We start from the raw sequence: 12,737 nt of genomic DNA, 5'->3' as shown, positions 1-12,737 counted from the left end.
GTTAAGAAGGGGCCCTTCCTCTACCGGAAGCGTTAACAGGGGGCCCTTCCTTGCACCTGGTGCGCCCGGTCGGTCAGGGCCGGGGCGGCCAGGTCGCCAGGATGGTCGGCAGGTCCAGCCGGTCCCGGTGCGGGTCCGGGGCCGGTCGCGGGGCCGCCGTCGGGGTCCGCCCGAACCGGGGCGCCGGGGCGGGCTGCGCCGCGCCGCCGACGTCGACGAAGGTGCCCCGGGCGGCGTTGTGCGGGTGCCGGTGCGCCTCGGTGGGGGCGAGCACCGGGGCGACGCAGGCGTCCCGGTCGGCGAAGACCGCCGTCCACTCGTCCCGGGTGCGCTCGGCGAACCGTTCGGCGAACCGGCGGCGCAGCCGTGGCCAGCCGCCCACGTCGTCCTGCGCGGGCAGGTCCGGCTCGTCGGCGAGGCCGAGGCCGTCGAGCAGCGCGGCGTAGAAGGCCGGCTCCAGCGCGCCCACGGCCATGAACCGGCCGTCGGCGGTGCGGTACGTGTCGTAGAACGGCGCGCCCCCGTCGAGCAGGTTCCGCCCCCGCGGCGCGGGCCACATCCCGGCCCCGAGCAGGCCGTGCAGGAACGCGGTGAGCAGCGCCGACCCGTCGACCATCGCGGCGTCGACCACCTGACCGACGCCGGAGCGTTCCCGCTCCAGCAGCGCGGCCAGCACCCCCACGGCGAGCAGCATCCCGCCGCCGGCGAAGTCGCCGAGCAGGTTCAGCGGCGCGTGCGGACGCTGACCGGCCCGGCCCAGCGGCTCCAGCGCGCCGGCCACCGCGAGGTAGTCGATGTCGTGCCCTGCCCGCCCGGCCAACGGGCCGTCCTGGCCCCAGCCGGTCATCCGGGCGTACACCAGCCGGGGGTTGCGCTCGCGGCAGACGTCCGGGCCGAGGCCGAGCCGCTCGGCCACCCCCGGCCGGTACGCCTCGACCAGCACGTCGGCCCGGTCCACCAGGCGCAGCAGGTCGGCCACCCCGGCCGGGGACTTCAGGTCCAGCGCGCAGACCCGCCGGCCGCGCTGGACCGGGCCGGTCGCCGGGGCGGCCAGCCGACCCGCGCCGGGGCCGCCCGGCCGGTCGACGCGCACCACGTCGGCGCCGAGGTCGGCCAGCACCATGCAGCCGAACGGGGCCGGCGCCAGGCTGGCCAGCTCCACCACCCGGACCCCGGCCAGCGGCCCGGCCCGCGCCGGCCCGGTGGCGTCGTCGACCCCGTCGTCAGAGGGCACGGGCGATCAGCTCCTTCATGATCTCGTTGGTGCCGCCGTAGATCTTCTGCGCGCGGGCGTCGGCGTACATCCGGGCGATCGGGTACTCGGTGGTGTAGCCGTAGCCGCCGAACAGTTGCAGGCACCGGTCGACGACCTCGCACTGCCCCTCGGTGAGCCAGGACTTCGCCATCGCGGCGGTCGCCACGTCCAGTCCGCCCCGGGCGTGCCGGGCGACGCAGTCGTCGAGGAAGACCCGGGCGACCCGGGTCCGGGTGGCGCACTCGGCCAGCACCATCCGGGTGTTCTGGTGCGCGATCAGCGGTTTGCCGAAGGCGGTGCGCTCCTTGACGTACGCGGTGGTCAGCGCCATGGCCCGCTCCATCGCGGCGACCGCGCCGATGCCGATGACCAGGCGTTCCTGGGGGAGTTGGCGCATCATCTGCCCGAAGCCGAGCCCCTCGGCGTCGCCGAGCAGGCGCCCGGCCGGTACCCGCAGGTCGTCGAAGAACAGCTCGGCGGTGTCGTTGCCGTGCAGCCCGATCTTCGACAGCAGCCGGCCCCGGCGGAACCCGTCCGGGTCCCCGCCGACCTCGCAGACCAGCAGCGAGATCCCGGCCGCGCCCTGCGCCGGGTCGGTCTTGGCGGCGAGCAGCACCAGGTCGGCCAGGCCGCCGTTGCTGATGAACGTCTTCGCCCCGGTGACCCGGTACCCGTCGCCGTCGCGTACCGCCCGGGTCCGCATCGCCTGCAGGTCGGAGCCGCCGTCGGGCTCGGTCATCGCGATCGCCCCGACCAGCTCGCCGGTGCACAGGCCGGGCAGCCAGCGCCGCTTCTGCTCGTCGCTGCCGTACGCGACCAGGTAGCCGGTGACGATGCCACTGTGCACGGCCAGCCCGAGGGTGCTCTCCCCGCACCGGGCCTGCTCGTGCAGCAGGACCGCCTCGTGGGTGAAGTCGCCGCCCCCGCCGCCGTACGCCTCGGGCACGGAGAGGCCGAGCAGCCCCAGCTCGCCGGCGCGGCGGTAGTGCGCGCGGTCGGGGTGGCCCTGGGCCAGCAGCCGTTCGGTGTGCGGCAGCACCTCGGCGGTGAAGAAGGCGCGGGCCAGCTCGGCGAGGTCGTCGTGCTCGGGTCGGCGCCACGGCGGGGGGTGCGGGTCGGGTGTCGACATGGATCCACCCTCACGTCCTGTTGGCGGCGTGTCAACAGCTCTCGATCATCAGCCGCGCGCAGGCCCCCGGCGCGTCGGCGAAGGGCAGGCTTCGGCGGCAGCGTCAGCGCGCTGCGGTTGACCGAGAAGGGCTACCGGGTCGGCGTGCTGGAGGCCGGCCGCCGGTTCGCCGACGACGACCTGCCCACCACCTCCTGGCGACTGCGCCGCTACCTGTACGCCCCGGCACCCCGCCGTACCGGCCGGCGCGCCCGCCGCCCTGCGCCCACCGGCCCCGCCCGGCGGCGGCTGAGCCCCTGCCCCGCTCGTCACTCGCTGCGCAGGCCCGCCGGGCGGGTCAGGCGCCACAGCAGCGGCAGGCTCGCCCCGGTGGTCGCGAGGACGACCAGGGCGGCGGCCCCGGAGGTGAGGCCGATACCCGACCAGTCGAAGCGGACGGGGGAGTCCGTCGCCACCTGGAGGAGCATCGACAGGCCGGTACCGGTGGCGACGGCCAGGCTCAGACCGAGCAGCACGGGAATGGCGACCTGGTACAGGACCGACCCGGTCAGGGTGCGGCGGCGGGTCCCGAAGGCGACCAGCACGGCGAGCAGCCGCCGCCGCTCGCGGAGCTGCTCGGCCACGTTCACCAGCATGCTGGCCCCGACGAGCAGCAGCAGCGCCGTCGCGCCGACCAGGAGCACCTGCCGGATGGTCAGCAGCACGTCGTCGAGGGGTCGCCACTCGGTCGGCCGGACCCGGGCGCCGGGGTCCAGCACGGCGGCGGCGTTGCGGACCCGTTCGATGGCGTCGGGGTCGGCGGTGTCCAGGGCGAGGTAGTGCTCGACGCTGTCCGGGACGACCGACCCACCGCCCAGGGCCGCCGGGGTGACCAGGATGTTCGTTCCGGACAGCAGCGGGTCGTCGGTGAGCTTCGGGACGGTCCGGGTGGTGGCGGGCAGCGTCCAGTGTGGTGCCCCGGCGGTGTCGCCCAGGGTGTAGCTGTCGCCGGGGCCCGGTGGCGCGCTCTCGTCGACGACGAAGGTATCCCCGTCGGCGCAGGCGTCGATCCGGGCGAACTGCCGCAGCACCGCGCAGTCGCCGACCCGTACCCTCGCGTAGAGGCGCGTGGCGTCGGCCTGCGCCGGGTCGGCCCACACCATCCGCACGGTGCCGACCCCGGTGACCTGGGGGAGCTGGGCCAGCGTGGTCGTCCAGCGCGCGTCGGGGACCTCCCCACGGGGCAGCACGACCGCCTGGTACCGGTCGGTGTCGCGCCCGGTCTCCTCGGTGTACTGGGCCTGCACGGCCCCGACCAGCCCCTGCAACGCGATCGCGCCGGCGACCGAGACGGCGATGCCGGAGACGGTGCGGACGGCGGTGCCGCTGTCGAGCTGGAGCCGGCGGACCGCCAACTGCCAGGCCACGCCGCCGCCACCGATCCGCCGGACGGTCGCGTCCACCAGCCAGGGCAGCACCAGCGCCACTCCGGTCAGCAGCAGGGCCAGCCCCGCCGTGACCTGGTACTCGAATCCCGCCGACCGTCCCTCGAAGCCGTCGCGCAGCGGGTACAGCAGGACCAGCCCGACCACGGGCAGGACCAGCCGCCACCACAGCCGACGGCGGCGCTGGTCACCGCGGCGGACCACGCCGAGGGGCTCGACCACCACCCGCCGCAGCGCGGAGACCGTGACCAGCACCGCCAGGACCGGGACCACCACGGCCACCAGCACCGCCAGCGCCGGGGCCGGTCGCAGGTCGGCCGGGAAGACACTCAGGCCGGGCGGGAGGAACCGGTTGGCCGGCAGCCCCACGGCGACGAAGATCAGCCCGCCGACGACGAGCCCCAGCAGGGCACCGGTCACCGTCTCCCCGGCGGCGATCCGGCGGATCATCGTGGCGTCCGCGCCGACCAGCCGCAACGCGGCGAGCTGACGGTCGCGCGCCTCCCCGCCGAAGCGCGCCGCCGAGGAGACGAAGATCGCCACCGGTACCAGCAGGACCACCAGGCCGACCACCGCGAGCAGCAACAGCGCCGGGGCGAGCCCGTCGTCGGGCCCTCCGCTGCGCCCGAACGACCGGATCCGGTCCGCGTCGGCCTCGGTGAGGCGGTCGGTGCCGAGGTAGAAGGCGTACTCCTCGGGGCCGGACAGGCCGGCGTCCCCGATCGTGGCGACCACCCGGGCGTCCCACCGGTCGCGCAGCAGCGCGCCGTCGGGGCTGTCCAGCAGCCGGGCCAGGGCCGGCGACGCGACCAGCTCGCCCGGGGCCGGGAGGCGGTCCACCCCCGGCGGCAGCGGGGCCCGCGCGCCCTCGGGCTGCACCAGCCGGCCGGTGATCGGGCGGTCCCGGAACTCCGAGTCGGCGACGCCGACCAGCAGGGTGTCGTCGCCGCGGGGCACCTCGTCACGGGGCAGGTCCCGGGCCGCGAGGCGGTCGCCCCGGGCCGCCACCACGGTGGGCACGGTCGCGACGACGAGCAGCATCGCCACCCCCAGCCCCACCCCGACCGCGACCATGAGGAGCCGGGCCCAGCCGGACCGGCCACCGGAGACGCTCAGCCGCGCCCCCAGGGCCAGCTCGGCCGCCCACCGGGCCGGTGCCGCGCGGCGTCGCGCCGCCGGGGCGCTCACCGGGCGTACTCCTGCTCGCGGACCTGGCCGTCGCGGACCACGGCCTCCCGGTCGGAGTACGCGGCGACCCGCGCCTCGTGGGTGACCAGCACCACCGCCGCGCCGGTGTCCCGGGCGGCGGCGGTGAGCAGGTGCATCACCTGCTCACCGTTGAGCGAGTCCAACGCCCCCGTCGGCTCGTCGGCGAAGACCACCCGGGGCCGGGTGACCAGGGCCCGGGCCACCGCCACCCGCTGCCCCTGCCCGCCGGAGACCTGCCCGGGGCGCTTGCCGGCCACGTCGGCGACCTGGAGCCGGTCCAGCCACTCGGCGGCGTCGCGCTGCGCCTCCCGGCGACCGGCACCGGCCAGCCGCAGCGGCAGCGCCACGTTCTCCAGGCAGGTCAGCTCGGGGACCAGTTGGCCGAACTGGAAGACGAAACCGAACTCGGTACGGCGCAGCGCGCTGCGGTCGGCGTCGGACATCGCCGACAGGTCACGGCCGGCGAAGGTCACCCGGCCGGAGTCCGGGGTGAGGATCCCGGCCAGGCAGTGCAGCAGGGTGGACTTGCCGGAGCCGGACGGGCCCATCAGCGCCAGCACCTCCCCGGCGTGGACCCGCAGCGACGCGGAGTTCAGCGCCCGGGTGGGGCCGAAGCTCAGGTGCAGGTCGTCGGCGGCCAGCAGGGCCTCGTTTCTGGGGTTCACCGTGGTTCTCCTCGGTGTGCGTCAGGGCCGGGCCGGCGGGAGCGGGTCGGAGCCGGGCCGGACCCGGGCGGCGAGCTGGTCGAGGCGCGCGGCGGTCAGCTCCAGCCAGCGCAGGTCGGCCTCCAGGTGGAACAGGGCGTGGTCGCAGATGAGCTGGTCGGCCAGGTCCCCGTCGGTCTTGCGGCGGGTCAGCTCCCGCATCAGCCGCAGGTGCTCGGCGCGCTGGGTGTCCAGCAGGTCGGTCGCGTCGCGGCCGGTGAGCAGCGCCAGCACGACCTTGGTGTAGAGGGCGCTCTGCAGGTACGGCTCGGGTTTCTCCGGCGTGGTCAGCCAGGCGGCCACGTCGGTGACCCCGGCCGAGGTGATCGCGTACCGCTTGCGGTCCGGACCGGCGCCCGGCTCGGACTCCACCGCCACGAGCCCGTTCTTGAGCAGCCGGGCGAGGGTCGCGTAGACCTGGCCGTAGTGCAGCGCCCGGCCGTGGCCGAACCGTTCGTCGTAGGAACGCTTCAGGTCGTAACCGTGCCGGGGGCCGGACTCGAGCAGGCCCAGAAGGGCGTGACCAACTGACATGGACGCCACTATACACACCGTTTATACACGCAGTTTCTAGTGTGCTCCCGTCGCTGCCCCCGATCCGCCGGACGGGGCCCCGACCTGCCGGGCCGGGCCTCCTGCCTGCCGGTCCGGCCCCGGCTGCCGGCCCGATAGGGTCGGCGGGATGAGCGTGGACACCGAACCCCGGCGGCGCCGGTTGGAGCCGGACGCCCGGCGCGGCCAGATCCTGGCCTGCGCGGTCCGGCTCTTCGGCGAGCGCCCGTACGCCGACGTGTCGACCACTGACGTGGCCCGCGTCGCCGGGGTCGCCCGCGGGCTGATCAACCACTACTTCGGCACGAAGAAGCGGCTCTACCTGGAGGTCATCCGGGTGATGGTGACCGTGCCCGAGGTGGCCGTGGCGCAGTTGCCCGCCGGTGACCTGCGGACCCGGGTCGACGCCAGCGTCGCCTGGTTCCTCGACACGGTCTCCCGGCACCGCACCTCCTGGCTGGCCGCGACCGCCGGCGGGATGGGCCACGACGCCGAGGTGGCGCGGGTGCTCCGGGAGGCCGAGGAGGTCGCGGCGGACAGCGTCCTCGTCGCGGTCGGGCTCGCCGACGTCACCGCGCACCGCGACGAGGTGCGCGGCATGATCCGGGCGTACGGCGCGCTGGCCACCGCGACCGCCCGGGAGTGGCTCGAACGCGACGCGCTCGACCGCCCCCAGGTGCACCTGCTGCTGACCACCACCCTGCTGGCCATCGTGGAGCAGGTCTTCCCCGCCGTCACCGGCCGCCCCGCCGCCGGCTGAGCCCGCGCGGTCCGTCGGCGGTGCGGCTGTGCGCGCTGTCTGGACCGCCTGCCAAAGCTGGTACCGCACGGCCGCCGGCCGGGTCGTCACCAACTGGCCCGGCAGCGCGGGGGAGGACCGCCGCCGTACCGCCCGGCTGCGCCCCACCGACTACGGACGCGACCCGGCGCCGGCCAACCCGGTCGGGGCGTTGCGGAGGTGGGTGTCGCACCCGCGCGGGGCGCTCACCGACGCGTCGGTGCGGCTACCGGCTGACCGGCTGGTACGAGGCGATGACGACGCCGCTCTTCAGCACCTTCGTGTCGACCAGGGCGAGCGTGGTCTGCGCGTCGGCCAGCGGGGCGGTCATCGACGGGCCACCCTGGAGCACCGGGTGGATCCAGAACCGCACCTCGTCCACCAGCCCGGCCCGCAGCAGGGTGTGGGTGACCACGCCGTAGCCGTACATCAGGATGTCCCGGCCCTCGGCGGCCTTGAGCCGGGTGACCGCCTCGACCAGGTCGCCCTGCAGCACCTCGGTGTTGTTCCACTCCGGATCGGTCACCGTGGTCGAGGCGACGTACTTCTTCACGCTGTTGAAGTAGGCCGCGCCGTTGGTCGGGTCGCTCTCGTCCATGGCCTGCCAGGCGGCGGCGAACCCGTCGTACGTGTGCCGGCCCATCAGCAGCGCGTCGGCCGCGTCGGTCTGCGCCCCGGCGAACGCGGTGGCCTCCTCGTCGAAGTACGGCATCGTCCACGCCGGGTTGTCGATGACGCCGTCGAGGGTGATGTAGGTCGAGTTGATGATCCTGCGCACGGTGCGGGCTCCCGTCCCGGGGTCTTCGGCTGACATCCGGCACACTGCCAGAAACCCCTGACAATCCGCCCCAGGCCCGCTCTGCGCCGCTCGCCGCCGCCGACGTGGCGCCCTCGGCCAGCCGCCACCTGTGGACAACCGAGGGCGATTGACCGGATACCTGATGTTCGGCTGTTTCCTGCCATCTGCCGCCATCTGACAACGACCCCGGATCGCAGACGTATCAGAACCTGTCGATGTCGCTCTGTATCGGTGTCCATCCGCGCCGTCCACCACCCACGGAGGCCGCGGCGGTCCCACCCTCGGAGGTACCGTGTCCACACGTCTGCACCGACCCGCACGTCGTTCCCTGTTCGTCCTGCTCACCGGCGCGGCGTTGACCACGCTGCTCTCGGTCACGGCGGCCGGCGCGGTGCCGCCGGCCGAGCGCTCGCCGCGGGCCGCCCTGGCCCCCGCCGACGTCTTCCTCCGGGACACCCCGGCGGACGTCGGTCTCCAGCCGCACGCGCTGAACCCGCTCTGGGAGAGCCCCGACATCAAGGTCTGCCCCACCGCCATCGAGTGCGCGGTCAGCCAGAACCCGATCGTCGGGGAGCGCAACTACCTCTTCATCGACGTGTCCAACCCCGGCCCGTACGGCTCGGGTGAGATGGAGGAGGGGACCATCCACGTGTACCGGACCACCCCGGGCGGCGGCGCCGCCTGGCCGGACGACTGGACGGAGATCGCCTGGATGGCCGTACCGGTCTACGCGGGCACCACGACGATCACCCTGCCCTGGGACGACGTGCCGGGCCCCGGCCACTTCTGCCTGGTGGCCCGCTGGGTGTCGGCCAACGACCCGATGACCTTCGAGGGCCCGGACATCGGCCCGAACACCCGGAACAACAACAACATCGCCTGGCGCAACGTCGACTCGGTGGCGCTGGCCCCCAACCTGGGCGCGGCGGTCCGGCCGTTCGCCATCGGCAACACCCTGCCCCGGGCCACCCGCAACAGCCTGGTCTTCAGCGAGGTGGGCGCTCCGCTGCGGACGGCCGGCGGCCGGCTGGTGGCCGACCTCGGGCCGACGCTGTTCGCCCGCTGGGTCGAGGGCGGCCGGGCCGGCACCGGGGTCCGTGAGGTGGGCCGCAACCAGGTCGAGATCCTCGAACCGGGCAAGGCCAGCCTGGACAACCTCCGGCTGAACGCGAAGGAGCGGCTCACCCTGTCGCTCAGCTTCACCGCGACCGTCGCCACCCAGGAGAAGATCGCCCTCCGGGTGACCCAGATCGGCCCGGACAGCACCGGCGCCGAGCGCGCCGACCTGGGCGGCGTGCGCTACGACGTCACGGTCGGCAAGCGGGTGAACTAGCCCCGACGCAAGCCCGGAGGTCGCGGCCCGGCCGCGACCTCCGGGTCGGCGTGTCCGCCCGGCCCGGCGGGAGATTGGCCGCCGCTCAGCGCAGCAGCACCCAGGTCGTCACCATCGCGTACTCGGCGGTGCGGGCACGGAACTGCACCGGGCCGGGGGGCAACGGCCCCATCGAGAAGTAACCCATCGCGTCCATCGGCACGTCCTCGTACCGCCCGTCGGGGGTGCGGGCGCTGACCCGACCGTCGCAGCCGGTGGAGAGCTGCCCGACGATGCCGGTGCGGGTCACCTCGATCTCCATGGCGACCGGGCCACCGTGGAAGGTCAACGTCCGGTCCGTGCCACCCGAGCGCAGCGCCCCGGCCGGGGCCAGGTCGCAGGCCGAGTCGAAGGTCAGCTCGGCGACGGTCCAGCCGGCGTCGACGGTACGCCAACTGAACGCGGCCAGCGCGGTGTCGAGGAACTCCTCCGGCACCGGACCCGAGTCCAGCAACGCCGCGCCCAGCTCAGCCAGCAACGCGTCGTCACCGGCGGGCGGCCACTGCTCCATCGCGATCACCTCCGGTCCCCTCCGCCCCGCTCGCCGGGGGCCGGACGTACTGGGCGAGCGCCGGGCAGCGCCGCAGCCTGGCCAGGCAGCGGGCCTGGGTGGGCCCGACGCTGCCGATCGGGATGCCGAGCCGGTCGCCGACCTCCCGGTAGCTGGCCGGCGGATCGGCGGCGAGCAGCGCGAGCAGCTCCCGGCAGCGCGCCGGGAGCTGGGCGAACGCCTCCCGCAGCGCCTGCTGCCGCTCGGCCCGCAGCAGATCCTCGTCGGGGCTGGCCGCATCGACCAGCAGCAGGCGGCCGACGTGCCCGTCGACCGAGTCGTCGTACGGGTCGAACGGCTGGGTGCGCCGGCCGAGCCGGACCAGCCGGTGGCACTCCCGCCGGGTCGTGGTCACCAGCCAGGCCGGCAGCGCCGCCGACTCGCGCAGCCGGCCCAGGTGCTCGACCAGCCGCAACCAGACGGTCTGGTGGACGTCGGCGGCGTCGGCCCGGTCCAGCCCGTGCGCGTGGATCACCGACCGCACCAGCGGGGTGTAACGCCGGACCAGTTCGGCCCAGGCCCGCTCGTCGCCGGCGCCGGCGGCGGCGACCAGCTCCGCCGGGGACGCCCGTTCGACGCCGGGGACCGGCCCGCCGGCCGGGGTCGGGTCGGCGGAGACCTCCTCGGCGGGGGACGGGTCGGCCGGGGGCCCCGCGCCCTCCGGCGCGTCCGCGGTGGGGGTCATCCGACCAGTACGCCGTAGTCGGGGTGCCAGCGCGGCGCGGCGACCAGGGCGGCGCGGGCCGCCTCGGCGTCCATCCCGGTGCTGGTCATCAGGGCGGCGAGCCGGCCGGCGACGTGCGCGGTGGCGAACGACGTCCCGGCCCAGGCCGCGAAGCGGTGGAACACCAGCGGCGGTTGACCGGGCAGCCGCAGCTCCCCGTCGACGTAGGTGCTGGTCCGGTCGCCGAGGGCGCACGCGTCCACCCAGGAGCCGAAGCCGCTGTACCCGGCGGGGACCGGAGCGCCGCCCGACCCGGTGGCCAGCGCCGACACGGCGAGCACCCGGGGCAGCGCCGCCGGCCAGGACGGGCGGGCGGTACCGCCGTTGCCCGCCGCCGCCACCACGGCCACCTCGCGGGGCAGCGCGGTGATGGTGTCCACCACCGGCAGCGGCGGCTGGTCGTCCTGGGTGAAACAGCCCAGGGAGAGGTTGACGATCGCCACCTGCGGGTCGAGCCGGCCGATGGCGGCCACCAGCGTCTCCTCGTCGCCGACCCCGGTCGCGTCCAGCGCGGTCTCGGGATCGAACCGGACGCCGGGAGCGGCCTGCCGGAGCACCCCGGCGACGAAGGTGCCGTGACCACCCTGGAGGGCCAGCAACCCGGCGCCGGCGTACACCGCGTCCTCGTCGTCGGACTCGGGCAGGTAGCTGCCGCCCAGCCAGGCGGGGTGCGCGGCCCCGGCGTGCCGCCAGATGCCGGTGTCGCAGACACCGACCGTCACACCGGCGCCCTCGCCGAGCCGGGCCGGATCCGGCCCGGCCAGGGGCGCGGCGACCCGGGGCGGCCCGCCCGGGTTGCCCATGATGTTGCCGAACCCGACCAGGACGTGGTGCGGCTGCACCACCGGGACCGTCTGGTTCGGCCACTGGCGGGGATCCCGCAGCCGGGTCACCAGCGCCGGGATGTCGGTCTCCGGGGCGAGCAGCAGCCGGCCGACGGTGGCGAAACCGGGCCCCTCGGTCACCTGGTGACCGAGGGAGCGCAGCCGCGCCAGCACCCGTTGCACGTCCCGCCGGGCGGCCAGGAGCTGCCCGGGACGGTAGAGGAACTCGCGGCCCGGGACGGTGTGCCGGCGGATCGCGGGATGGCGCCCGACGGCCTCCAGGAACGCCCGCTGGTAGCTCTCCTCGAGGGACTCGGCGGCGGTGGCCCGAGCCGACCACCCGCCGACGCCGAGCGGCACCGCGGCGGCGGCCAACGCGGACCATCCCACCAGACGACGCCGGGACACTCGACCGGGCGGACGCGGCGCGGCGGGGTGGTCAGGCGACACCGGCCCTCCAGGCAGTGGACGATGCGTGGCCGACGGCAGCGGAAAAGTCGGGGGAAGCGCTCTCTGCGCACGGAGAGTATCGTTTGCGGCGACCCTGGGTCAATCGCCCGGTGGTGGCGGGTCCGGCGCGCCGGACCGGGATTGACCGGGGCGGCGGGGCCGGGGATTCTCCATGGTATGGCCGACAGCGCCCCGCCCGGTGCCGGCCCGGCGCACCGCGCCCTCGACGCCGTCCAGCGCTACCCCCGCGAGGCCATCGCGCTGGCCCGCGCGGTGCTCGACAGCACGGCGGACACCGGTGAGCGCTCCACCGCCGAGCGGGCCGTCGGGTTGGCCCTGCGGGAACTCAACGACCTGCCCGGGGCCCTGCGTCACCTGCGCCGCGCGGTCCGGGCCACCGACGACCCCCGGCTGCGTGCGCTGGCCCGGATGAGCCTCGGATACGTCCTGGCCAACGCCGGGCGGACCACCGCCGCGCTGCGCGCGGTGACCCTGGCCCTGCCCCGGCTGACCGGGGCCGACGCCGGCCGGGCCCGGATGCAGCGGGGTGTGGTGCTGCACTACCGGGGCCGCTTCGACGAGGCGGTCCGGGACTACGGCGTCGCGGTGGAGATCGCCCAGCGCGAGGGTGACCTGCTGCTGGAGGCCCGGGCCCGCAACAACCGGGGGCTGCTCGACGCCCACCGGGGCGCCGGGCGGGGCGCGGACGACCTGCACCGCGCCGCCGAGGTCTTCGGCCGGCTCGGGCTGGACCTGGCCGCCGCCGACGCCCGGTGGAACAGCGGCATCGCGGCCGGGCAGCGGGGCGACGTGGCCGGGGCGCTGCGCCGCTTCGCGGCCGTCGACGCCGAGTACCGCCGCCTGGCGGTCCCCCGCCCGGCCCTGCTGCTGGACCGGTTCGAGCTGCTGCTGTCGGTGCCCCTGCTCGACGAGGCGGTCGAGGTGGCCGCCACCGCCGTCGCCGAGC

General features: G+C 75.6%; 12 protein-coding genes. 3 read left to right on the top strand and 9 right to left on the bottom strand.

Features of this window, described 5'->3' with window-relative positions; all coding sequences use genetic code 11:
- Positions 1-73: 73 nt before the first annotated feature.
- From AWW66_RS28540 to AWW66_RS28520, 5 genes are all read right to left on the bottom strand, one after another.
- Positions 74-1,234, bottom strand: a complete 1,161-nt coding sequence (locus AWW66_RS28540) for a CaiB/BaiF CoA transferase family protein (protein WP_067372760.1) — start codon at positions 1,232-1,234, stop codon at positions 74-76.
- Positions 1,224-2,384, bottom strand: coding sequence for an acyl-CoA dehydrogenase family protein (locus AWW66_RS28535; protein ID WP_067372757.1), 1,161 nt, complete (start codon positions 2,382-2,384; stop codon positions 1,224-1,226). The genes AWW66_RS28540 and AWW66_RS28535 overlap by 11 nt, the downstream gene beginning before the upstream one ends.
- A 308-nt stretch (positions 2,385-2,692) precedes the next feature.
- Positions 2,693-4,996 (bottom strand): FtsX-like permease family protein, encoded by a 2,304-nt coding sequence (locus tag AWW66_RS28530; protein ID WP_067372754.1) that lies wholly within the window; start codon positions 4,994-4,996, stop codon positions 2,693-2,695.
- Entirely contained in the window at positions 4,993-5,682 is a 690-nt protein-coding gene (locus tag AWW66_RS28525) for an ABC transporter ATP-binding protein (protein WP_067372751.1), read from the bottom strand. Before AWW66_RS28525 ends, AWW66_RS28530 begins: the two co-directional genes overlap by 4 nt.
- A 21-nt stretch (positions 5,683-5,703) precedes the next feature.
- Positions 5,704-6,255, bottom strand: a complete 552-nt coding sequence (locus AWW66_RS28520) for a PadR family transcriptional regulator (protein ID WP_067372747.1) — start codon at positions 6,253-6,255, stop codon at positions 5,704-5,706.
- A 148-nt stretch (positions 6,256-6,403) separates the two neighbouring features.
- On the opposite strand from AWW66_RS28520, the gene AWW66_RS28515 reads away from it, so the two are divergent.
- Entirely contained in the window at positions 6,404-7,033 is a 630-nt protein-coding gene (locus tag AWW66_RS28515; RefSeq protein WP_067372744.1) for a TetR/AcrR family transcriptional regulator, read from the top strand.
- A 244-nt stretch (positions 7,034-7,277) separates the two neighbouring features.
- Here AWW66_RS28515 and AWW66_RS28510 read toward each other — a convergent pair whose 3' ends face one another.
- Positions 7,278-7,829: a dihydrofolate reductase family protein gene (locus AWW66_RS28510; RefSeq protein ID WP_067372741.1), complete on the bottom strand. Its 552-nt coding sequence runs from the start codon at positions 7,827-7,829 to the stop codon at positions 7,278-7,280.
- A gap of 313 nt (positions 7,830-8,142) precedes the next feature.
- Here AWW66_RS28510 and AWW66_RS28505 point away from each other — a divergent pair, with 313 nt between their 5' ends.
- Positions 8,143-9,183, top strand: a complete 1,041-nt coding sequence (locus tag AWW66_RS28505) for a hypothetical protein (RefSeq protein ID WP_067372738.1) — start codon at positions 8,143-8,145, stop codon at positions 9,181-9,183.
- Between the two features lie 85 nt (positions 9,184-9,268).
- On the opposite strand, the gene AWW66_RS28500 is transcribed toward AWW66_RS28505, so the two are convergent.
- Genes AWW66_RS28500 through AWW66_RS28490 form a run of 3 tightly spaced genes read right to left on the bottom strand, consistent with a single transcriptional unit; the run spans position 9,269 to position 11,728 of the window.
- On the bottom strand, positions 9,269-9,733 hold the full coding sequence (locus AWW66_RS28500; protein ID WP_067372735.1) for a hypothetical protein: 465 nt from the start codon (positions 9,731-9,733) through the stop codon (positions 9,269-9,271).
- Complete coding sequence (locus AWW66_RS28495; protein WP_083979095.1) at positions 9,708-10,457, bottom strand: RNA polymerase sigma factor; 750 nt, start codon at positions 10,455-10,457, stop codon at positions 9,708-9,710. Before AWW66_RS28495 ends, AWW66_RS28500 begins: the two co-directional genes overlap by 26 nt.
- The gene (locus AWW66_RS28490; RefSeq protein WP_245648522.1) at positions 10,454-11,728 is read right to left on the bottom strand and encodes a S8 family peptidase; all 1,275 of its coding nucleotides are present in this window, start codon (positions 11,726-11,728) and stop codon (positions 10,454-10,456) included. The genes AWW66_RS28495 and AWW66_RS28490 overlap by 4 nt, the downstream gene beginning before the upstream one ends.
- Positions 11,729-11,947: 219 nt before the next feature.
- Here AWW66_RS28490 and AWW66_RS28485 point away from each other — a divergent pair.
- Positions 11,948-12,737: tetratricopeptide repeat protein (locus AWW66_RS28485; protein ID WP_157528067.1), on the top strand; the 790-nt coding region annotated here is incomplete at its 3' end.

The sequence above is a fragment of the Micromonospora rosaria genome, from assembly GCF_001567585.1.
In the GTDB taxonomy this organism is placed as follows: domain Bacteria; phylum Actinomycetota; class Actinomycetes; order Mycobacteriales; family Micromonosporaceae; genus Micromonospora; species Micromonospora rosaria.
The sequence above is the reverse complement of the archived record's forward strand: the minus strand, read 5'-3'. Positions and strand labels throughout refer to the sequence as shown.